This window comes from Prauserella isguenensis, assembly GCF_014191605.1.
In the GTDB taxonomy this organism is placed as follows: domain Bacteria; phylum Actinomycetota; class Actinomycetes; order Mycobacteriales; family Pseudonocardiaceae; genus Prauserella; species Prauserella isguenensis.
In genome coordinates this window covers 41,854-63,692 of record NZ_JACHWU010000005.1, presented here as the reverse complement: position 1 = coordinate 63,692, position 21,839 = coordinate 41,854, and the positions used below count along the sequence as shown (strand labels likewise).

Here is a 21,839-nt window from a genome sequence, read left to right as displayed (position 1 = left end):
CATCGGCGGAGGTGCGAGTCATGAGTCGAACGTTGGTGGTCGCCGGGCACGGCATGGTGGCCCACCGCCTGGTGGAGGCGTTGCGCAGTGACGACGTCGACGGGACGTGGCGGGTCGTCGTGTTCGGCGAGGAGACCCGTCCTGCCTACGACCGGGTGGCGCTGACGTCCTATGTGGATACCTGGAACCCGGATGTGCTGGCGCTGCCGGGCGCCGAGTACCGCGGCGACGAGCTGGTGGAGCTGGTGCTCGGCGATCCGGTCGAGTCGATCGACCGGGGCGCCAAGCGGGTCACGACCCGAAGCGGCCGCGTGCAGGACTACGACGCGCTGGTGCTGGCCACGGGCTCGCGGCCGTTCGTGCCGCCCGTCGAGGGCAAGGACCTGCCGGGCGTGTTCGTGTACCGCACCATCGAGGACCTCGACGACATCCGCGCGGCGGTGGAACGTGCCCGGCAGCGCCGTGGCAGGCCCGCCGCGGCGGTGGTCGGCGGCGGCCTGCTCGGACTGGAGGCGGCGAAGGCGCTGCGCGACATGGGCTTGTCGCCGCACGTGGTCGAGATGGCCCCGCGGCTGATGCCCCTGCAGGTCGACGACGGCGGAGGCGGGCTGCTGAACCGGCTGGTCACCGACCTCGACGTAACCGTCCACACCGGAACGTCGACGTCCGCGATCGCGCAGGACGGCGACCGGCTCCGGGCGAGTCTCGGCAACGGCACCGAACTCGACATCGACCTGCTCGTGTTCTCCGCCGGGGTGCGGCCGCGGGACGACCTCGGCCGCGAGGCGGGACTGGAGCTCGGCGAGCGCGGCGGCGTACTGACCGACGAGACGTGCCGCACCAGCGACCCGCACATCTTCGCCGTCGGGGAGTGCGCCTCGGTGGCGGGCCGGGTGTACGGCCTCGTCGCGCCGGGCTACTCGATGGCCGAGGTCGCCGCGGCGACGCTGCTGGGCAGGGAGGCCTCGTTCCCCGGCGCGGACACGTCCACGAAGCTCAAGCTCATGGGCGTCGACGTCGCCAGTTTCGGCGACGCGCACGCGGCGACGGAGGGGTCGCTCGAGGTCGTGTTCAACGACGCCGTGAACGGTTCGTACAAGAAACTCGTGGTGTCCGACGACGCGACGACGCTGCTCGGTGGTGTCCTGGTCGGTGACGCGAGCGAGTACAACCTGCTGCGGCCGTTGGTCGGCGGCGAACTTCCCGTCGACCCCGCGGCACTGATCGGGCCCGCCGGTGGTGGCGGCGGGGACGCGGTCGGTGTCGAGGCGCTGCCCGACGACGCCCAGATCTGCTCGTGCAACGCGGTGACGAAGGGTGCGATCAACGCGGCGATCCACGACGACGGCTGCGACGGCGTCGGGGCGATCAAGAGCTGCACCAGGGCGGGCACCTCGTGCGGATCGTGCGTTCCGATGCTCGGGAAACTGTTGTCGGCGTGCGGTGTCGAGCAGTCGACGGCGCTGTGCGAGCACTTCACGCAGTCGCGCGCCGAGCTGTTCGAGATCGTCCGTGCCACGCGGATCACGACCTTCAGCGAGCTGATCGCCAAGCACGGCACCGGTAAGGGCTGTGCCGTCTGCAAACCCGCAGTGGCATCGATCCTGGCCACGCTCGGCAACGGCCACGTCCTCGGCGGGGAGCAGGCGAGCCTGCAGGACACCAACGACCGCTTCCTGGCGAACATGCAGCGCAACGGCACGTACTCGGTGGTGCCGCGGGTTCCGGGCGGGGAGATCATGCCGGACAAGCTGATCGTGCTCGGTCAGGTGGCGAAGGAGTTCGGCCTCTACACCAAGATCACCGGTGGGCAGCGGGTCGACCTGTTCGGCGCGACCGTCGACCAGCTGCCGCAGATCTGGCGGCGGCTCGTCGACGCCGGGTTCGAATCCGGCCACGCCTACGGAAAGGCGTTGCGCACCGTCAAGTCGTGCGTCGGTACGACGTGGTGCCGGTACGGCCAGCAGGACAGCGTCGGCCTCGCGGTCGAGCTGGAGCTGCGCTACCGCGGGCTGCGGTCGCCGCACAAACTCAAGTCCGGTGTCTCGGGGTGCCAGCGGGAATGCGCCGAGGCTCGCAGCAAGGACTTCGGCATCATCGCGACCGAGCACGGCTGGAACCTGTACGTCGGCGGCAACGGCGGTGCGGTGCCGCGGCACGCCGACCTGCTCGTGTCCGGTGTGGACACCGACGAGCTGGTCCGGATCATCGACCGGTTCCTCATGTTCTACGTGCGCACCGCGGATCGGCTGCAGCGCACGGCGGCGTGGCTCGACGAACTGGATGGCGGACTCGACCACCTGTACGCGGTGGTCGTCGAGGACAGCCTCGGGATCTGCGACGAGCTGGAGGCCGCGATGGCCGAGCACGTCGCGAACTACGAGGACGAGTGGAAGGGCGTGCTGGAGGATCCGGAGAAGCTGGCGCGGTTCACGTCGTTCGTGAACGCACCCGGCGCGCCGGACCCGACGATCGCCTTCGAGACCGAACGTGACCAGCCCGTGCCCGTGATGCTGGGCGTGCCGGAGGTGGTGAGCCGATGACCGTGCTGTCGGACGAACAGTCCGCCGGGGCCGAGACGTGGACACCGGTGTGCCGGGTCGACCAGGTGCCGCTCGCCGCGGGCGTCGCGGCGCTGCTCGACGGCGGAGTCCAGGTCGCGGTGCTGCGCACCGACGACGGCGAGTTCCACGGACTGTCCAACATCGACCCGTTCTCCGGAGCGGCCGTGCTCGCGCGCGGCATCGTCGGCGACATCGGGGGCGTGCCCGTCGTGGCCTCGCCGATCTACAAGCAGAACTTCGACCTGCGGACCGGGCGGTGTCTTGACGACCCCGACGTCCGGATCGCGACCTACCCGATTCGGGTCGTCGACGGCACGGTCCACGTGGGAGTGCGATGACGGACGCCCTGCCGCTTGCCGGGTACGCGATCGGTATCACCGCGGCGCGCCGGGCGGACGAGCTCGGCGCGCTCCTGGTGCGCAAAGGGGCCGCGGTGCGCTGCGGACCGGCGATCCGGATCGTCCCGCTCGCCGACGACTCGGAGCTGTACGCGGCCACCCGGCTGCTGCTCGACGAGCCGGTGGACGTCGTCGTCGCGACCACGGGCATCGGGTTCCGCGGCTGGACGGAGGCCGCCGAGGGCTGGGGGATCGGTGACGAGCTGATCGACCGGCTCGGCGGCGCGCACGTGCTCACCCGCGGGCCGAAGGCGAAGGGCGCGGTGCGGGCTGCGGGACTGTCCGAGGCGTACTCGCCCGCGTCGGAGAGCAACGCCGAACTGCTGCAGTATCTGCTCGACTCCGGGGTCGAAGGGCAGCGTGTCGCGGTGCAGCTGCACGGCGAGCCGTTGCCGTACTTCGTGGACTCGCTGCGCGCGGCGGGCGCCGACGTCGTGGAGGTCCCGGTCTACCGCTGGGTCGGACCCGCCGATCCGGGACCGCTGGACCGGCTGATCGACTCGGTGCTGGACGGTTCGATCGACGCGATGCCGTTCACCAGCGCGCCCGCAGCGGCGAGCATGCTCGCGATGGCCTCCCGCACGGGACGTCACGCGGGCCTGGTGGACGCACTGAGCAGACGGGTACTGGTGGCCTGCGTCGGCCCGATCACGGCCGGTCCGCTCGCGGCCGTGGGGATTCCGACCGTGCAGCCGAGGCGGGCGCGGATCGGCGCGCTGGCGCGCGAGGTGGCCGACACGCTCGTGGCGCGGTCGCCGAGGCTCGCCGCGGCGGGAAGGGAGATCGAACTGCGCGGTCAGGCCGCGCTCGTGGACGGTGAGCTGCGCGAGGTGGCGCCCGCGCCGATGGCGGTGCTGCGCGCGCTGGCCCACCGGCCGGGACACGTCGTGTCGCGACGGGAGCTGACGGCGGCGCTGCCCGGCGGCGGCGAGGAACACGCCGTCGAGACGGCCGTCGGCAGGCTCCGCACCTCGCTCGGGGAGGGAAAACTGGTGCAGACGGTCGTCAAACGTGGTTACCGGCTGGCCGTGGCGGTGGAGGACGAGTCGTGATCGTGCTGACCGCGCACGGGACGCGGGATCCCGCGGGGCCGAAGGTGATCGACGAGCTCGCCGAGCGGGTGCGGGCGCGGGGCGAGCCGGTGACGGTCGCCTACGCCGACGTCCGCGACCCCGACGTCACGACCGTCCTCGACGGACTGCACCCGGAGGCCGGCGCCGGCGAGGCCGTCGTGGTGCCCGCGTTCCTGGCCGCCGGGTACCACGTTCGCACCGACATCCCGGCGCAGATCGCCGCCAGTGCCGTGCCGCGCGCCCGGGTCGCCGAGGCGTTCGGCCCGGCACCGGAACTGGTCGACGTACTGGTCGACCGTGTGCGGCAGGCCGGGTTCCGCGCGGGCGATGCCGTGGTGCTGGCCGCCGCGGGCTCGAGCGACCCGCGGGCGCTCGACGAGGTGTCGACGGCGGCGCGGGCGCTGGGCACGCGACTGGGCGCGCCGGTGCGGATCGGCTACGCCGCCACCGCGGCACCGAGTGTCGCCGACGCGGTGGCCGGGGCGCGCCGCACGGGACGCCGCGTGGTCGTCGCGTCGAGGCTGCTGGCCCCCGGGCTGTTCCAGCGACGACTCGAGGAGGCGGGAGCCGACGCGGTGTCGGCCCCGCTCGGCGCCCATCCCGCGGTGGCCGACCTGGTGCTGCGCCGCTGCGCCGAGGCACGGGACGGCCGCACGGGTCGCGGGGCGCACCCGGACCGGCACGCGGGTCAGGACCAGACGGTGCGGCTGTCGGCGTAGCCGCGGACGGCCGCGACGCGCCTCGCCTCGGCCTCGCCGCGCACGTGCCGCGACGGCGAGGCGAACGGTGTCACCGTGAATTCGAGGCGTGTCCCACGCGCCTGCGCCCGCCAGGTGCCCGCGAGGTCACCGCCTGCGAGCACGACGCCGGGATTGCCGAGCGTCCGCCTGGCACTCCTGTGGTCGAGTGGTTCCTGCGCCTGCGCCTGCGCCTGCGCCTGCGCCTGCGCCTGCGACCGTGCGGTCGTGCGGCCGGCGGGCGGCTCAGTCGAACCGGTAGTCGAACGTGTACCCGATGGTGTCGCTGTCGCCCTTCGACGTGCCGTGTCCCGTGAGCCCTGCGAGTTCGCCGGTGCCCGATCCGGGGACGACCGACCACGTGTCGTCGATGCCGCCCGGGCCGTAGCGGACGTCGTGGCGGACGACGAAGCTGCCCGCGCGGCCCGCGACGGTGGCCTCGATGCGTTCGAGGCCGGGGGAGGCCTGCCCGCCGTCGGTGAAGCCCTCGCCCGGGTAGTAGAGCAGGTAGTCGCAGGTCGACGTGCCGTCGATGACGCCGGTGTAGGCGAAGGTGGCCCGGGCGTGGGCGTAGCGCGGCGCGCCCTCGGCACAGGAGGCGACGTGTTCGGTCCAGCTGAGTGTGGTGAAGGTTCCCGTGTTCATGCCGACCACTCTCGCGGGCTTTCCTGACGTCTTGTGTCAGGTTTTCCGGGCAGACTGGGTGCATGCGGGCGGGCCGGTTGCTGTCGATCCTGTTGTTGCTGCAGAACCGCGGTCGGATGACGGCGGGCGAGTTGGCCGCTGAGCTGGAGGTGTCCGTCCGCACCGTCTACCGCGACGTCGACGCGTTGTCCGAGGCCGGCGTGCCGGTGTACGCCGACCGTGGCCGGGCGGGCGGATTCCAGCTGGTCGGCGGGTATCGCACCCGGCTGACCGGGTTGAGCGAGGACGAGGCGCGGTCGCTGGCGCTGGCAGGTCTGCCCGATGCGGCGGCCGAACTGGGGCTCGGCACGGTGCTCGGGGCGGCGCAGCTGAAGTTGTACGCGGCCCTGCCGGAGGAGCTGCGTTCCGGTGCGGGCCGGGTCGCGGAGCGGTTCTACCTCGACGTCCCCGGCTGGCATCGCGAGGTCGAACGGCTGGCGCACCTGGCCGACGTCGCCGACGCGGTGTGGCGGGCGCGACGGCTGCGGGTCGACTACCGGCGGTGGGACGGCTCCGCCGTGTCCCGCGCCCTCGAACCGCTCGGCCTCGTGCTGAAGGCGGGCGTCTGGTATCTGGTCGCGCGGTGCGACGGCAGCGACCGCACCTACCGCGTGAGCCGCATCGTCGCGATGACTGACGCGGGCGAGTTCTCCCGGCCCGACGGCTTCGACCTCGCCGAGTACTGGCGCACGTGGTCGGAGGGTTTCGAGCGGCGGTTGTACCCGGAGACCGCGACGGTGCGGCTGTCCCCGCTCGGGCGGCGGCTCGTGCCCGTGTATCTGGGGAGCGTGGGCGCCGCAGCGCTCGAGGAGGCCGACCGGGCCGGGGGCGGCGAGCCCGACGCCGACGGCTGGTGCACGGTGCGACTGCCCGTCGAGGCGGGCAGGCCCGGCGTCGGGGAGCTGCTGCGGTTCGGGCCGGACCTGGAGGTGCTCGACCCCGAGGAGCTGCGCGCCGCGGTCGCCGAGGCGGCCACGACGACGGCCGCCCGCTACACCCGGTGAGCGCCGGCGGCGATGACGATGCCGTCGGGCGACACGTCCGCTCAGACCGTGGTGACCTCGACGAGCCCGTCGAGCGCGACGAAATCGTCCGGGTTGCGGGTCACGAGACGCGCGTCGTGGGCGTGCGCGGTGGCGGCGATCAGCAGATCCATGGTGCGGGCCCGCGGTTGCCGTCCGGACCTGGCCACGGCTGCGGCGAGTTCGCCGTAGCCTGCGGCGACGGCATCATCGACGGGCAGCGGGTCGAACCGCTTGGTGAGCGCGGTGAGCCGCTTCAGCCGGTGGGCGCGGGTGTGTTCGTCGCGGGCGACCAGCACACCGAAGTGCAGCTCGGCCACGGTGGCAGCGCTGATCGCCAGTTCGCCGGGTATCGGCTCCACATCGCCGGCGATGACGACGCAGGTGTCGAGGACGGTTCTCACGCGTCGGCTCTCACTCGCCCGCCCACGGGTGGCGCACCGTCTGATCGATCAGGTCGCGGTCGTGGGCCCACTCGGGATCGGCAGTGCCGTCGAAGACGTCCGCCACGTCGTCGAATGTTTGCCACCTGCGGGGGCCGTTGACGGGCACGATGCGTGCGCTCGGGCGACCGGCGACAGTGATCGTCACCTCGGCGCCCGCCTCGACCCGGCGGACCAGCTCGGAGGCGTCCTGTCGCAGTTCACGCAGCCCTACCGTGTCCGCCGCTGTCTCCATGGCCACGATTGTAGCTCATGTGCTACCGCGTCGAGGCAGGTTATCGTGGCCGTTCACGAGCAGCGCGTGAGAGTGGGGATCCATGGCAGAACTCGACGACGTCGCCGTCGGCATCACGGCGGAGCGGCGTTCCGGGGAGTTCATCGACGCGCTCGAACGACGGGGCGCGTCGGTGTGGCACGGGCCGACGCTGCACATCGTTCCGCTGGCCGACGACGACCGGCTGCGCGCGGCCACCGAGGACGTCGTCGCCCACGGCGTCGACCTCGTGGCGGTCACGACCGGCGCCGGGTTCCGCGGGTGGCTGTCGGCCGCCGAGGGCTGGGGACTCACCGACGCGCTGACGGGCGCGCTGTCGCGGGCGCGGCTGTTCGTGCGCGGTCCGAAGGCGACGGGCGCGGTCCGCGGGCACGGCCTCGCCGAGGAATGGTCGTCGCCGGAGGAAAGCAACCGCGAGCTGTTCGCACACCTGCTGGAACAGGGCTCCGGCGGACAGGGGCCTGAGGGGCAGGGTTCCGGCGGGCAGGGTTCCGAGGGGCCGGGTTTCGGGGGACGCCGTGTCGCGGTGCAGCTGCACGGTCAGCCGCTGCCGGAGTTCACGGATCCGCTCCGGGAGGCCGGGGCGGAGGTCGTCGAGGTGCAGCCGTACCGGTGGCAGTGGCCCGTCGACCTGGGCCCGGCGCGGAGGCTTCTCGACGGCGTGCTCGACGGGCGGCTCGATGCGCTGGCGTTCACCAGCGCTCCCGCGACGGCGAACCTGTTGCGGTTGGCCCGGGACGACGGGCGTTACGACGAGGTGCTGGCGCGCCTCGGCACCGACGTGCTGTGTGCGTGCGTCGGGCCGGTGACGGCGGCGCCGCTGGTCGATGCGGGCGTGCGGGTGGTGCAGCCGGAGCGGCAGCGGCTGGGCGCGCTGGTGAAGCTGCTCGCGGCGGAACTGGGCGGCTGACGGCGGCGTCAGTCCGCCTGTACGGAGGCAGCCCGGGCGAGGCCGTCGCGGCCGACGTCCTCTTCGGACCGTCCGCATCGCCAGTAGCCGGTGAACGTGATGGCGCGCTTGTCGACGCCGCGGTCGCGGACGAGGTGGCGCCGCGCGAACTTCACGAGCTCGGCCTCGCCCGCGAGCCACGCGTACGGCGCGGCGGTGGGGAGGTCGGCCGTGCGGACGGCGTCGAGCACTGCGTCGCCGTAGGCGTCGGGACCGCGCACGATCCAGCGGACGTCGACGTCGGCGGCCGGGCACGACAGGTCGATCCGGTCGCCGGGGTCGCCGACCTCGATGAACACGCGCGCGCAGGCGTCGGCGGGAAGCTGTTCCAGGATCGCGGCGATCGCGGGGACCGCCGATTCGTCGCCGACGAGCAGCTGCCACGCCGTGTCGCCGGGGACGGCGTAGAGGCCGTGCGGGCCCATCAGGGCGACCTCGTCGCCCGCGCTCGCGCCGGCGGCCCACGTCGAGGCGGGTCCGCCGTCGGGGTGCAGCACGAAGTCGATGTCGAGTTCGCGCCGCTCGGGCCGGAACGCGCGGACGGTGTACGTGCGCATCGGCGGGCGGACCTCGTCGGGCATGGCCAGGTAGGTGCGGTACCAGGACGTGGTGTCGCCCTCGATGGGAGGCGGCAGCTCCGGGCGGGTGCGGCCGCCGCGGGGGAAGAAGACCTTGACGTACTGGTCGGGCGCGGCGGTGACGAAGCCCCGCAGGTCGTCGCCGGTGAACGTCACGCGCACGAGGTGTGGGGTGAGCCGCCGGGTCGCCGACACCGTCAGGCGTCGGAAGGTGAACTGCGGCGGCCGGTCGTCGGCCGGTGCGGTCGGTGCCGGAGCCGCGGCCGGTGCCGGTGCCGCGTGGGACTGCGCCGTGACGGTCATTAGGCAAGCCTAACCGAATGCGCAACCCCCGGGTGGTGATGTGGTGCGGCTCTCGAGCTACTCCGGCCGCCACCGATAGGTGCGCAGGTCGATGCGCTGGCCGTCGGCGAGGACGCCTTCGCCGCGGAGCAGTTCGAGTTGGCGGTGCACCAGGTGCGGCGCCGGGGTGCCGTTGGCGCGCAGCACGCGATGCCAGGGGATGTCGGCGCCGTCCTCCGACAGGACCCGGCCGATCAGCCGGGGCGTCGAGGCGCCGGCGAGGGCGGCGATGTCGCCGTACGTGGCGACGGTGCCGGGCGGGATCGTCGTGACCGCGTCGCGGATCCGCTCGTGCAACTCCTCGTCCATGCGGGAAAGCCTAGGCGCGGTACGGGTCGTCCCCACGACGACCTCTCGACATGGCCACGCGGGCGGAGGGGTTGTCGGGGTGACGTGGTTCCATCGGAAACCGTGAGCAGAAGTGGTCTGAATGCCCGGTTGGTGCGGCCGTCCGTACCGGCCGTGCCTGCGCACGTCTGGGAGCCCGAGGCCGCCCGGCTGCTCGAGACACCCGCGGGGTTCGTCCGCGTCCTCGGCGGGCCCGGCACGGGCAAGACGGCGTTGACGGCGCAGCTCGCGGCCGAACGCATCCGCGGGGGAGCCGACCCGGAGAGCATCCTCGTCGTCACCGCCTCCCGGCGCGCCGCGAACGCCGCGCGGAGGGACATCACCCGCCGCATCACGGCCGCCGACACCGAGGAGGACCCCGACGCCACGGGAATCCACCGCACGGTGCGCGAGCCGATGGTGCGCACGGTCCACTCGTACGCGTTCGCCGTCCTGCGGTTGCAGGCGAACCTCACGGGACAGCCGGAACCGCGGTTGCTGTCCGGGCCGGAACAGGACGTCGTGGTGCGCGAACTCCTCGCGGGCGACCTGGAACGCGGCGCGTACGACTGGCCGGAGCGGCTCCGCCCCGCGCTCGGTGTCGCCGGCTTCGCCGAGGAGCTGCGCGATCTGATCCTGCGGGCGGCCGAACGTGGTCTCGGCCCCGAGGACCTGGTCAAACTCGGCAGGCACGAGGGGCGTGAGGAGTGGATCGCGGCGGGGAACTTCTGGCGGCAGTACGAAGAGGTCACGCTGCTGCACGGGTCGGGAGGCCACGCGACCGGCACGCCGGGCGCACCCGCGATGGATGCCGCCGAGCTCGTCGCGAGTGCGCTCGTCGAGCTCGAAGGGGATCCGGAACTCCTCGAACGGGAGCAGCGCCGGCTGCGGCACGTGCTCGTCGACGACGCCCAGCACCTCGACCCGCTGCAACTGCGGTTGCTGCGGCTGCTCGGCGGCACGGCCGACGACTTCGTGCTCGCCGGTGACCCCGACCAGTCCGTGTTCTCGTTCCGCGGTGCGGACCCGAGGTTGTTCACCGACGCCGACGCGGCCGAGACCGTCACGCTGACCCGCACCCACCGGCCCGCACCCGCCGTGCACGACGCCGTGACCCGCATTGCCCGCGGATTCGCGGGCGCGGGCCCCGCCCGTGACACGCGGATCGCCGAGCCCGAACCCGACACGGCACCCGGTGCGGTGCGGGCCCGGCTGTTCCCGACGCCGGCCGCCGAGGCGTCCTGGCTCGCCGACCGGCTACGCCGCGCGCACCTGCTCGACGAAGTGCCGTGGGAGGAGATGGCGGTGCTGGTGCGGTCACCGACGCGGTCGATGCCGGTGCTGCAGCGCGCGTTGGCGGCCGCGGGCGTGCCGATCGCGTCGGCCGCCGAGGAGGTGCCACTGGCGCGCCAGCCCGGCGTCCGGCCGCTGCTGGAGATCCTGCGCCTGGCCACCGACCCGGACGCGTTCGACGCCGACACGGCGGAGATGCTGCTGGCCTCACCGCTCGGCGGTGCGGATCCGCTGGCGCTGCGGCGGTTGCGGCGCGGCCTGCGGCGACTGGAGCTCACCGGGGGTGGCGAACGGTCCAGCGACGAGCTGCTCGTCGAGGTGCTGCGCGGCGGCGACATCCTCGCGGGATTGGCCGATGCCGAGGCCGCTCCGGTTCGCCGGATCGGCGGGCTGCTGGCCACGGCGAGGGAGGCGGCGCAGGGTGGCATGGACGTCGAGAACGTGCTGTGGCGCGTGTGGCAGGCCAGTGGCCTGGAGAAACGGCTGCTCCGGCAGATCGAGCGCGGCGGCTCGCTCGCCGCGCAGGCCGACCGGGACCTCGACGCGGTCGTCGCCCTGTTCGACGTCGCGGGTCGCTATGTCCACAGGCTGCCGAAGGCGAGCGTCGGGGGCTTCGCCGAATACCTGACCTCGCAGCACATCGCGGGCGACAGCCTCGCGCCCGTGGCCGCGCGCGGCAGCGGTGTGTCGCTGTTGACGGCGCACGCCGCGGCGGGTCGCGAGTGGACGGTCGTGGCGGTCGCGGGCGCTCAGGAGGGCGGATGGCCGGACCTGCGGCCCCGCGGCACGCTCCTCGGTGTGGAACGGCTGGTCGACCTGCTGTCCGGTGTGGACAGCGACGGGGTGTCGGTGATCGCCCCGCTGCTGGCCGAGGAGCGCAGGCTGTTCTACCTGGCTGCGAGCCGGGCGCGCTCGGAGCTGCTGGTCACGGCGGTGCAGGGGGAGGACGAACAGCCGTCGCGGTTCGTCGAGGAACTACTCGTCCACGAGCAGGACGCCGCCGACGCGGGCCCGGACGTGCGGGTCTATCGGCGCGAACGGGCGCTCGTACTGTCCGAATTGGTCGGCGAGCTGCGCTCGGTGGTGTGCGCCGCCGAGGAGACGTCCGAGCGTAAGGAACGTGCCGCGACGCAGCTTGCCCGCCTCGCGCGTGCCGGCGTGCCCGGTGCGCACCCGAGCCAGTGGTACGGCCTGCACGAACCCAGCACGACGGAACCGCTCCGCAAGCCCGGTGAGCCGGTGCGCGTGTCCCCGTCCACGGTGGAGGTGCTCGCGAAGTGCCCGCTCCGGTGGCTGATCGAACGCCACGGCGGGGCGGACCCGTCGCAGCTGGCCGCCGTCACCGGAACGCTCGTGCACGCGCTCGCGCAGGCGGCCGCCTCCGGGGCCGACGAGGCCGAGATCAAGGCCGAACTCGACAAGGCGTGGACCAAAGTGGACGCCGGCGCGCCGTGGTTCTCCCGCCGCGAGCGGGTGCGGGTGGAACAGATGGTGCAGAACTTCCTGACCTGGCTGCACCAGAGCAGACAGGACCTCAGCCAGCTGGCCGTGGAACAGGAGATGTCGGTGGAGCTGCCTGCGACCCTCGACGCGGCGGGCGCCGACGGCGACCAGGACGACGCTCCGGAGGAAGCCGCGACGGACCAGGCCGACCCGGGGGCCCAGGGTGCCGGCGCCGAGCTGCGCGTCACGCTGACCGGCCGGGTCGACCGGCTGGAAGTGGACGGCCACGGCAGGCCCGTCGTGGTCGACCTCAAGACCGGCAAGAACGCGGTCAGCGCCAAGGACGCAGAACAGCATCCGCAGCTCGCGGCCTACCAGCTGGCGGTGCTGCTCGGCGCGTTCGAGCATCACCTGAGGACCACGCAGTCCGCGCAGTCGGCGACCAAGCCCGGCGGTGCGAAGCTCGTGTACGTCGCCAAGTCCCACACCAAGACCGGTGCCAGTGAGCGGCAGCAGCCGCCGTTGGACTCCGGCGGCGAGGTGCACTGGCTCCGCCTCGTGCGGGACGCCGCCGCCGCGACCGCGGGACCCGCGTACGAGGCGCGCGAGAACAAGGACTGCGACCGGTGTCCCGCGCGGTCGTCGTGCCCGGCACGCCCCGAGGGCAGGCAGGTGACGGGGCCGTGACGGAGTTGGTGAGCCCCGCCGAGGTCGCCCACGCCCTCGGCCTGCCCACGCCGACCGACGAGCAGGCCGCGGTGATCGCGGCGCCGCCGGAGCCGTCGCTGGTCGTCGCCGGTGCGGGCGCGGGCAAGACGGAGACGATGGCCGCGCGCGTCGTATGGCTGGTCGCCAACGGCCTCGTCACGCCCGAACGGGTGCTGGGCCTGACCTTCACCCGGAAGGCCGCGCGGCAGTTGGCCGACCGGGTGCGTGCGCGGCTGCGCGTCCTTGCGGGGTCGGGCCTGCTCGACCGCATCGATCCCGGCGGCACGCGGCGCGCGTCGGTGGTCGCGGGCGAACCGACGGTTCTGACGTACCACGCCTACGCCGGGCGGCTGCTCGGCGAGCACGGCCTGCGGTTGCCGGTGCAGCCCGGCGCGCGATTGTTGTCGGAGACGGCGTCGTGGCGGCTGGCGCACCGCGTGGTGTCCACATGGGACCACGATCTCGACACCGATCTCGTGCCCGCCAGCGTCACGGCGCAGCTGCTCGGGCTGACGGGGGAACTCGCGGAACACCTCGTCGACCCGGACGGGCTCCGCGAACACACCAGCCGGCTGTGCGAGCTGATCGAGAACGCGCCGCGGGCGAAGGGCCAGCGCGCGGCGATGCCCGTCGACCTGCAGAAGATCCTGACCTCGCAACGGTTCCGACTGTCGCTGCTGCCGCTCGTGGACGCCTACAAGCAGCGCAAACGAGCCGAGGGTGCGCTCGACTTCGCCGACCAGATGTCACTGGCGGCCCGGCTCGCGGAGGGGCACCCGGAGGTCGTGGCCACCGAACGTGAACGCTACGGCGCGGTGCTGCTGGACGAGTACCAGGACACCGGCCACGCCCAGCGCGTGCTGTTGCGGTCGCTGTTCGGCGGTGCCGACGCCGCGGCACTGCCCGTGACGGCCGTGGGCGACCCGGCGCAGGCCATCTACGGGTGGCGCGGTGCGAGCGCGGCGAACCTGCCCCGGTTCACGACCGACTTCCCGCGCGCCGACGGCGAGACCGGACGCGGCCTTCCCGCCCGCGAGTACGGCATGCTCACCAGCTTCCGGAACCCGCCCGAGGTGCTGACCCTCGCCAACGCCGTCGCCGAACCGTTGCGCGCGGGTGGCCTCGGCGTGCAACGACTCCGCGCCCGTGACGGCGCGCCGACGGCGGACGTCCGCTGTGGACTGCTGCCGGACGTTCGGGCCGAACGCGAGTGGCTCGCCGACGAACTCGCGGGGACCTGGTACGCCGAACGGGACGCGACCGGCACACCGCCCACCGCGGCCGTGCTGGTGCGCCGCCGTGCCGACATGGCGCCGATCGCCGAACGCCTGCGCGCCCGCGGCCTGCCCGTCGAGGTCGTCGGACTCGGCGGACTGCTCGACGAGCCCGAGGTGGCCGACCTCGTCGCGACCCTGCGGGTGCTGGCCGAACCGCTGTCCGGCACCGCCGCGGCGCGTCTGCTCACCGGGGCGCGCTGGCGGCTCGCCGCGGCCGACCTGGGCGCGCTGTGGCGCAGGGCCGGCGAGCTTTCGGCCGACGGCGACGACATCGTCACCGAACGCGCCGAGGAGGCGGGTCTGGTCGACGCGCTCGACGACCCCGGCGACCCGGGGCGCTACTCGGAGCCGGGCTATGCCCGCATCACCCGGCTCAGCAAGGAACTCGGGGCGCTGCGCAGGCGGCTCGACCAGCCGCTGCCCGAACTGGTCGCCGACGTCGAACGCACGATGTTGCTCGACGTCGAGGCGATGTCCCGCCCAGGTGGCGCGGGGCGGGCGCACTTGGACGCGTTCGCCGACGTCGTCACCGAGTACGCGGAGAACTCACCCACCGGCACGTTGCTGTCGTTCGTGGACTACCTCGCCACCGCCGAGCACGCCGAGGACGGCCTGCCGCCCGGCGAGGTCGAGGTCGCCGCCGACCGCGTGCAGGTGCTCACCGTGCACTCGTCGAAGGGTCTCGAATGGCGGGTCGTGGCGGTGCCGCACCTGGTGAAGGGCGTCTTCCCGGGAGACCGGCGGTCGTCGTCGTGGCTGCGGACCGTCACCGAACTGCCCGCGACCCTGCGTGGTGACAGTCAGGACCTGCCCGACCTGCCGCTGCGTGGCGACGAGAACCGCAAGGAAGTCCTCGACACCTGCAAGGAGCATGAGGCCGCGTTCGCCGACCGGCACGCCGAGGAGGAGCGCAGACTCTGCTACGTCGCGCTGACCCGGAGCGAACAGCACCTGCTCGTCTCCGGCCACTGGTGGGGCGAGACCGGCGCGTCGCCGAAAGGCCCGTCGACGTTCCTCTCCGAGGTCAAGGACACGATCGCAGACGACGAGACGGTCGGCACGATCACCACATGGGCCGACGAACCCGACGAGGGCGACGAGAACCCGCTGTCCGGCGAGAACGCCGAGCCGGTGAGCTGGCCGGCCGATCCGCTCGGTGAGCGCAGGGCCGCCGTGGCCGAGGGCGCCGACGCGGTGCTCGCGGCCATCGCCGCACTGGACGCCGAACCCGCCGAGGCCGCGGCGGCCCGGTCGTCCCTCCCTCCGGCGTCTCCGGTGACGGAATCGGCGGTGACGGAATCGGCGGTGGCGGTATCGGCGGTGACGGAGTCGGCAGCCACGGCGGCTGAGCACGACCAGCTCGTGCTGCCGCTCGGCGAGCCATACCCGGACCCCGCCGAGCCTCCCGACGAGCCGCCGCACGAGGATGCCGATCCAGAGGACACGGATCCCGAGGGCTGGGCCGTCGACACCGACGTGCTGCTGGCCGAACGGGAACGCGCCTCCGGGCGCACGGAGGACATCGCCCTACCGGGGCAGTTGTCGGTGAGCCAGCTCGTGGAACTCGCAGGCAGGCCGGACGAACTGGCGCGGCGGCTGCGGCGGCCGTTGCCGTTCCCGCCGAACGCGTACGCGCGGCGCGGTACGGCGTTCCACGGGTGGCTGGAACGCCGGTTCGCGGGCGACCGGCTGTTCGACCTCGACGACCTGCCCGGTGCCGCGGACACCGGCGAGGCGCCCGACGAGGAGCTGGACGCGCTGCGTGAGGCGTTCGAACGCAGCGAGTGGGCGCATCGCACGCCGCACGACGTCGAGGTGCCGTTCTCCACCGTCGTCGACGGCGTGACCGTGCGGGGCCGCATGGATGCGGTGTTCGCCGATCCCGACGGCGGGTGGACCGTCGTCGACTGGAAAACCGGCGGGGTGCCCGACGAGTCGGCGATGCAGGCCGTCTCGGTGCAGCTCGCGGCTTACCGTCTCGCGTGGGCGGGCCTGTCCGGCGCACCGCTCGAGAAGGTGCGCGCGGCGTTCCACTACGTGCGCCACGACCGCACCGTCCGCCCGGCGGACCTGCGCGACGCCGACGGTTTGCGTGCGTTGCTGCGATCGGTGGACGGGAGCGGCTAGGGTTGCCCAGCGTGATCAAGGGACTGCTCCGGCAGCGGCCGCTGTCCGAACAACCGGGCCATGCGCTGGTCGGCGTCATCCGGATGCCCGACGCGAAGGTCAGCCCGCTCAACGCGATCATCCGGCGGATCGTCGGCGCGCTGTTGTTCCTGTTCGCGGCCGTGATCATCGTGTACATCGGCCGCGACGGCTACACCGACAGCAAGGGCGACGGCATCTCGTTCCTCGACGCGGTCTACTACGCGACCGTGTCGCTGTCGACGACCGGCTACGGCGACATCGCGCCGGTGACCGATTCCGCGCGGCTGATCAACATCGTCGTCATCACCCCGTTGCGGGTGGCGTTCCTGATCGTCCTGGTCGGCACCACACTGGAAGTGCTGACGGAGCGTTCTCGCCAGGCGCTGCGGATCCAGAAGTGGAGGAACAAGGTGCGGGACCATGTGGTGGTCGTCGGATTCGGCACGAAGGGACGCTCGGCGATCAACGCCCTGCTGGCCGAACACGACGTCGAGGCGAACCAGGTCGTGGTCGTCGACACCGATCAGCAGGCGCTCGACGCGGCCAGCGCGCTCGGCCTGATCACCGTGCACGGCAGCGCCACCCGCGCCGACGTGCTCCGCGTCGCCGGGGTGCAACGCGCTCGGTCGGTGGTCATCGCGCCGAACCGGGACGACACCGCGGTGCTGGTCACGCTGACCGCGCGGGAGCTGGCGCCGAAGGCGAGCATCCTGGCCTCGGTCAGGGAGGCGGAGAACGTGCACCTGCTGAAGCAGTCGGGCGCCGACCAGGTCGTGGTCTCCAGCGAGACGGCGGGCAGGCTGCTGGGCATGGCGACGCGCACGCCGCTGGTGGTCGACATGGTCGAGGATCTGCTCACCCCGGAGACCGGTCTGGCGATCGCCGAACGGCCGGTCACCCCGAAAGAGGAGGGCGGTTCACCGCGACATCTGCCGGACACCGTCCTCGGCCTCGTCCGGGCGGGGCAGCTCTACCGGGTGGATGCGCCCGAGGCCGACGCCCTCGAACCCGGTGACCGCCTGCTGTACGTGCGTCACACAGCGCGACCGGACGACGACGAGGACGGCTGACCCGGGCCGCCGGAGGGACGGGCACGTGGGTGCTTGACACCCGCGACAGGCCGCTGACCTGCGCACACGCTCGTGCGGCCGGTGTTCGCATGCCGAGCCGCGAGTGGTCACGCTGTGAGGTCACGTTGTGATGTTGGCTGCCCCGGCTTTTCTGGGCCGGTGCCGGGATATCTGCGACGATTGGGCGCGTGCGGCAACAAGCGGAATCGGGCAGACCGGCGATCACGGTCGGATGGCGGTCGGCCGGGGTGGCGGTCGTCGTCGGCCTCCTGATCACGGCGCTGGCATGGCTGGCGGGTCCGTCGCTGTTGGCCACGGCCGCGGGCGCCGATCACCGCACCGTCGAGGCCACCGTCACCGATCCCACGGAGTGCTCCGATCCGGAGGCCCGGGAGACCGTGCGGTTCAGCGACGACGGTGCCACCAGGCAGGGCATACTCAGCGGCTGCGGGCACAACAAGGACGAGACGGTGCGCATCGCCGTGCCCGAGGAGCCCGCCGAGACCGGTGGTGAACCCATGTTGGTGCACCTCGCCAGCACGGACGCAGGCATGAGCGAACTGGGCAGGCCGCTCGGCATGGCGCTGCTGGTGCTGAGTTGCGCGGCGGGTGGCGTGTACGCGTTCCTCGTTGTTCGTGGTCCGCGGCCCGGGATCGCCGCGGGACGGTTGGCCTAACTCCGGCCGGTCGGCTGCGCCCCCGCCCCGGCCCTGACGCTCCGGCCCTGCGCCCTGCGCCCTGCGCCCTGCGCCCTGCGCCCTGCGCCCTGCGCCCTGCGCCCTGCACGCCCTGCAATCCTGCGCGCCAGATCAGGCTCGCCGGTCAGGAGACCTTCGAGGCGGGGGCGGAGAAGGTGTTGCAGTCGACGATGCGGTTCGACTCCGCGCCGGCGCGCCACCAGGCGGCGTAGTTGGCGTTGGAGCCGTGGTCGGAGGTGCCGGACGTGTCGTCGCCGCGGGTGTCCTGGTCGTACCAGGCGGTGTCGAACATCTGCTGGGTCACGCCCTGTGGGCCGCTGCGGCCGGTGTGAGAACCCATGAACATGCCGGAGAAGCACTGGGCCTGCAGTTCACGCCTGCGGGAGAGGTCCTGTCCGTCCTCGCTGTGCTGGCCCGCCGCGTTGATCTGCGCCCACACGCCGTCCATGATCCCCGCGACCTCCTGCACATGGTGGCCGTACTCGTGGGCCAGCACGGAGAGGTAGATGCCCGCCTGTTGGCCGTAGTAGTCGGTCTGCAGACCGTCGAAGGGCACGTAGAGGTTGTCGTTGCAGTAGTAGGCCGCGGTCGTCACGTCGACGCGGATGTCACCGCACGGCGTGCGGAACGACGGGCCGTCGGGAAAGTGCAGCGTCGGTTCGCGGAACGGCAGTTCGTAGCGGCGCAGGAACGGCTCCCACGCGCGGTTGAGGCAGTCGGTGGCGGTGGTGAAGAACCGTTCCGCCGCTTCCGGGTTGCTGCGCCACTCGGGCAGTGCGCACGTCACGGCCTGCAGTCCGGCGTCGGGGTCCTGTAGCAGTGGCCGGTCGCCGAGGGCGCGGATGTTGCCGGGCACCGTTTCCGTTGCGCGCGCCGAGCCCGCGTTGCCCCCGCCCGCCGGCGCGCCGCGGGACTCGTCGTCGCCGGTGAAAGCAACCAGTGCCAGCACGCTTGCCAGCGCGGCGAGCACGACACCCACCAGCGAGAACATGACGACCGGCACGCGGGAGCGGGTGCCGTCGCGTCGCGGGCGGCCCGGGTCCTGCGTGTCGCCGGAATCCTCGCCGGACGGTGCGTCCGGTTCGGGATCTGTCATGTCGCGGCCCCGTCCGCCTCGCTGGTCGCTGTCACCACCATAGCCGGGCACCCTAGGCGCAGCCGCAGTGTCGGCGGCGGCGACGTCCCGGCGACCGGTGCCGACAGCGCCCGGAAATCGGACGGAGCGGAGCGAACGGGATCGTCAGGACACCGAACCGGCGTCGGCGAGCCAGGTGTTGCACTGGTGAAGGCGGTTGTCCCGGCTGCCCTGCTGCCACCAGGCCGCGTAGTTGGCGTTGGAGCCGTGATCGTCGGTGCCGGACGTGTCGTCGCCGCGGGTCTGCTGGTCGTTCCAGGCGTTGTTGAGCATGGTCTGGGTGACGCCGTTCGGGCCGCTGCGCCCGGTGTGTGAGCCCATGAACATGCCCGAGAAGCACTGGGCCTGCAGTTCCAGCCTGCGCGACATCGCGGCGCCCTCGGCCGTGCCGAGCCCGCCCGCCTCGTCGATCTGCTGCCAGGCGGCCTGGGACATCCCGGAGAGCTCCTGGACGTGGTGGCCGTACTCGTGGGCGAGCAGCGCCAGATGGACGCCGGGCTGGTTCGGCCGCCGGTCGAACTGTAATCCGGCGATCGGCATGTACAGGTTGCCCCGGCAGTACAGTGCCGCCTGGGTGATGTCGACCTGCTGCCTGCCGCACGGCGTGCTGTAGGACGTGCCGCTCGGGAAATGCAGCGTCGGCCGTTCGAACGGGAGGTTGTAGGCCCCCAGCAGGTCGCCCCAGGTGGTGTTCAGGCATTCGTTCGCCGCGGTCAGGTACGTCTTCGCGGCCGCCTCGGTGTCCCGCCACGCGGGCAGCGGGCACGCGTTCGCCCTGAGACCACCGTCTGTGTTCTGGAACAGCGGGTGCCGGCCGAGCTCGTAGACCTTCCGAGGGCCCGCGGGCGCATCGCCGCCGCCGGATTCCTCGGTGAACGTCACGATGCTGCCGGACGTGCTCGGCTCGGTCTCGCTCGACGGCGAGGTGGTCTCAGTGGTCGTTTCGGACGTCGTCGTCGACTCGGAGGCGGTGGGCGTCGGCGACGGCACGTCCACGCCGCGGTGCGCGTACCGCTGCGAGGTGTCCGTTCCCCCGGTCAGCGTCGCGACGAGGGTGACGACCACGGCCAGCGCACCCACCCCGCCGAGCGCAGCCGCGATCGCGGGGCCGTTCGACGTCCGCCGGCGCGGCGGTCCGTACGGGGGCGGTCCGTAAGGGGGAACCGCGTGGTGGGCAGCGGCGTGGTGGGAAGGACCGTGGTGGGAAGGCCCCTGGTGGGCGGCCCCGTACGGCGGCTGGTTGTACTCGGGTCGTCCGTACGGTGCCTGACCGTGCGGCGCGTGACCGTGCGGGGGCCGGCCTTGCGGCGGCTGGCCGGGTTGTGGTTGCCCGTACTGGGGCTGACCGTGGGGCGGACCGTTGTGTGGGGGCTGGTTGTGTGGGGGCTGGTCGTGCTGGGGCGGGCCCGGACTCTGCGGCCCGGGACCGTGTGGACCGGGCGGCCCCTGGTGGTGGGACGGGCCGTGCGGGCCGGGTGGGCCGGGCGGTGGTTGCGTCATGCGGCGTGGCTCCCCCAGTGATGATCGCTCGTGCGCGGCAGAGCATAGGTCAAGCTGGGGACGGCCACGGTGCGGTCGCACGGTCGCGGCCCAGCGGGGATGGCAGGATCGGCGTTATGAGCGATTCGAGTGGCATGTCGAACGGTGACTCCGAGCTGCCGCGCTACCCGTCCTCGGGTGGTGCCGACCAGGAGCGGCAGCCCGGGGTGATCCCGCTGGAGCCGTTGCGGCTCGGTGACGTCATCGGTGGTGCCTTCACCACGATGCGGTCGTACGCGGGCATCGTGTTTGGAACGTCGTTCGTCATCGCCGTGATCAGCGCCGTGGTGTCGTACTTCGTGACGCGGTCGATGCTCGCCGACGTGACGCAGATCGACCCGGCCGCGTCGCCGGAACGGCAGATGCAGCAGCTGGAGAACATGCTGGGTGACATGCTGCCCGCGTTCGGCGTGCAGCTCGCAGTGATGCTGCTGGTGCAGGCCGTGCTCACGGGTCTGCTCATGACCGTGGTCGGCCGGGCCGTGCTCGGCAAGCCGATCACGTTCGGAGAGGCGTGGGTCGAGCTCAAACCGCGCCTGCTGTCGGTGCTCGGTCTGTCGGTCGTCGTCACGGTGGCCCAGGCGGTCGTCGCCGGGGTGTTCGGTGCCCTGCTGATCACGACGATGGGCGTGTTCGGTGCGCTGCTGACGCTCGTGCCGGTCATCGCGATCTGGGTCTACCTCAGTCTGGCCACGGCGGCACTCGTGCTCGAACGCGGCACGATCGGTTCGGCGATCAAGCGGTCGGTCGCCCTGGTCAAGGGTGCATGGTGGCGGGTGTTCGGCTTCCTGCTCGTGGCCGTGGTCATCGGCATCGGAGTCAGCCTGATCATCGGGCTGCCGTTCTCGCTCGCCGCGCCCGCGCCGGGGGAGGCGCTCGGTGGGGGTGACGTGGTGATCCAGGAGATCGGCAACGTCGTCACCGGCACGATCATCACGCCGTTCATGTCGCTGGTCGCCGCGCTGATCTACATCGACCAGCGCATCCGCCGGGAGAACCTCGCCCCGGAGCTGCGCCGCGCCTCCCAGATGTGAGCACCACTCAGCTGTGAGCACAGCCCTGCCGGGACACCGCTCAGCTGTGAGCACAGCCCTGCCGGGAGCACAGCCCTGCCGGGGCGACGGGACGGATGTGAGC

Annotated in this window: 18 protein-coding genes; 11 read left to right on the top strand and 7 right to left on the bottom strand. The window is 72.6% G+C overall.

Annotated elements, in window-relative coordinates; translation table 11 throughout:
- Positions 1-20 precede the first annotated feature (20 nt).
- From nirB to FHS23_RS18735, 4 genes are read left to right on the top strand one after another with little or no spacing between them, the layout of a single operon-like run.
- The gene (gene nirB, locus FHS23_RS18750) at positions 21-2,543 is read left to right on the top strand and encodes a nitrite reductase large subunit NirB (protein ID WP_183657651.1); all 2,523 of its coding nucleotides are present in this window, start codon (positions 21-23) and stop codon (positions 2,541-2,543) included.
- A complete protein-coding gene (gene nirD, locus FHS23_RS18745; protein ID WP_183657648.1) occupies positions 2,540-2,902 on the top strand; it encodes a nitrite reductase small subunit NirD in 363 nt (120 codons plus the stop codon). The genes nirB and nirD overlap by 4 nt, the downstream gene beginning before the upstream one ends.
- On the top strand, positions 2,899-4,014 hold the full coding sequence (locus tag FHS23_RS18740) for a uroporphyrinogen-III synthase (RefSeq protein ID WP_183657645.1): 1,116 nt from the start codon (positions 2,899-2,901) through the stop codon (positions 4,012-4,014). The genes nirD and FHS23_RS18740 overlap by 4 nt, the downstream gene beginning before the upstream one ends.
- Positions 4,011-4,754, top strand: a complete 744-nt coding sequence (locus tag FHS23_RS18735; RefSeq protein ID WP_183657642.1) for a CbiX/SirB N-terminal domain-containing protein — start codon at positions 4,011-4,013, stop codon at positions 4,752-4,754. Before FHS23_RS18740 ends, FHS23_RS18735 begins: the two co-directional genes overlap by 4 nt.
- 264 nt (positions 4,755-5,018) lie before the next feature.
- Here the strand turns inward: FHS23_RS18735 and FHS23_RS18730 are convergent, their stop codons facing one another.
- On the bottom strand, positions 5,019-5,417 hold the full coding sequence (locus FHS23_RS18730; protein WP_183657639.1) for a DUF3224 domain-containing protein: 399 nt from the start codon (positions 5,415-5,417) through the stop codon (positions 5,019-5,021).
- Between the two features lie 62 nt (positions 5,418-5,479).
- Here FHS23_RS18730 and FHS23_RS18725 point away from each other — a divergent pair, with 62 nt between their 5' ends.
- The gene (locus FHS23_RS18725; protein ID WP_183657635.1) at positions 5,480-6,460 is read left to right on the top strand and encodes a helix-turn-helix transcriptional regulator; all 981 of its coding nucleotides are present in this window, start codon (positions 5,480-5,482) and stop codon (positions 6,458-6,460) included.
- 41 nt (positions 6,461-6,501) lie between these two features.
- On the opposite strand, the gene FHS23_RS18720 is transcribed toward FHS23_RS18725, so the two are convergent.
- Positions 6,502-6,882 carry a PIN domain-containing protein gene (locus FHS23_RS18720; protein ID WP_183657632.1) on the bottom strand — a complete coding sequence of 127 codons (381 nt, stop codon included), beginning with the start codon at positions 6,880-6,882 and terminating at the stop codon, positions 6,502-6,504.
- 10 nt (positions 6,883-6,892) lie between these two features.
- Entirely contained in the window at positions 6,893-7,156 is a 264-nt protein-coding gene (locus tag FHS23_RS18715; protein WP_183657629.1) for a type II toxin-antitoxin system Phd/YefM family antitoxin, read from the bottom strand.
- Positions 7,157-7,238: 82 nt separating this feature from the next.
- Between FHS23_RS18715 and FHS23_RS18710 the strand changes: the two genes are divergently transcribed.
- Positions 7,239-8,105 (top strand): uroporphyrinogen-III synthase, encoded by an 867-nt coding sequence (locus tag FHS23_RS18710; RefSeq protein WP_183657627.1) that lies wholly within the window; start codon positions 7,239-7,241, stop codon positions 8,103-8,105.
- Positions 8,106-8,113: 8 nt separating this feature from the next.
- Here FHS23_RS18710 and FHS23_RS18705 read toward each other — a convergent pair whose 3' ends face one another.
- Positions 8,114-9,025 carry a siderophore-interacting protein gene (locus FHS23_RS18705; RefSeq protein WP_183657625.1) on the bottom strand — a complete coding sequence of 304 codons (912 nt, stop codon included), beginning with the start codon at positions 9,023-9,025 and terminating at the stop codon, positions 8,114-8,116.
- Between the two features lie 57 nt (positions 9,026-9,082).
- The gene (locus FHS23_RS18700) at positions 9,083-9,373 is read right to left on the bottom strand and encodes an MGMT family protein (RefSeq protein WP_183657623.1); all 291 of its coding nucleotides are present in this window, start codon (positions 9,371-9,373) and stop codon (positions 9,083-9,085) included.
- Positions 9,374-9,526: 153 nt separating this feature from the next.
- Here FHS23_RS18700 and FHS23_RS18695 point away from each other — a divergent pair, with 153 nt between their 5' ends.
- The 4 genes from FHS23_RS18695 to FHS23_RS18680 all read left to right on the top strand — a co-directional run bounded on the left by FHS23_RS18695 (position 9,527) and on the right by FHS23_RS18680 (position 18,007).
- On the top strand, positions 9,527-12,814 hold the full coding sequence (locus FHS23_RS18695) for an ATP-dependent helicase (RefSeq protein ID WP_343054081.1): 3,288 nt from the start codon (positions 9,527-9,529) through the stop codon (positions 12,812-12,814).
- The gene (locus FHS23_RS18690; RefSeq protein WP_183657621.1) at positions 12,811-16,239 is read left to right on the top strand and encodes a UvrD-helicase domain-containing protein; all 3,429 of its coding nucleotides are present in this window, start codon (positions 12,811-12,813) and stop codon (positions 16,237-16,239) included. The genes FHS23_RS18695 and FHS23_RS18690 overlap by 4 nt, the downstream gene beginning before the upstream one ends.
- An 83-nt stretch (positions 16,240-16,322) precedes the next feature.
- Positions 16,323-17,330, top strand: coding sequence for a potassium channel family protein (locus tag FHS23_RS18685; protein WP_183658023.1), 1,008 nt, complete (start codon positions 16,323-16,325; stop codon positions 17,328-17,330).
- A gap of 188 nt (positions 17,331-17,518) precedes the next feature.
- On the top strand, positions 17,519-18,007 hold the full coding sequence (locus FHS23_RS18680; RefSeq protein WP_343054079.1) for a hypothetical protein: 489 nt from the start codon (positions 17,519-17,521) through the stop codon (positions 18,005-18,007).
- A 145-nt stretch (positions 18,008-18,152) separates the two neighbouring features.
- Here the strand turns inward: FHS23_RS18680 and FHS23_RS18675 are convergent, their stop codons facing one another.
- Both FHS23_RS18675 and FHS23_RS18670 read right to left on the bottom strand, forming a co-directional pair.
- Positions 18,153-19,124 carry a neutral zinc metallopeptidase gene (locus FHS23_RS18675; protein ID WP_246382448.1) on the bottom strand — a complete coding sequence of 324 codons (972 nt, stop codon included), beginning with the start codon at positions 19,122-19,124 and terminating at the stop codon, positions 18,153-18,155.
- Positions 19,125-19,268: 144 nt separating this feature from the next.
- Positions 19,269-20,243 carry a neutral zinc metallopeptidase gene (locus tag FHS23_RS18670; RefSeq protein ID WP_343054078.1) on the bottom strand — a complete coding sequence of 325 codons (975 nt, stop codon included), beginning with the start codon at positions 20,241-20,243 and terminating at the stop codon, positions 19,269-19,271.
- Positions 20,244-20,779: 536 nt separating this feature from the next.
- Between FHS23_RS18670 and FHS23_RS18665 the strand changes: the two genes are divergently transcribed.
- Positions 20,780-21,736: a DUF7847 domain-containing protein gene (locus FHS23_RS18665; protein WP_246382447.1), complete on the top strand. Its 957-nt coding sequence runs from the start codon at positions 20,780-20,782 to the stop codon at positions 21,734-21,736.
- Positions 21,737-21,839 lie beyond the last annotated feature (103 nt).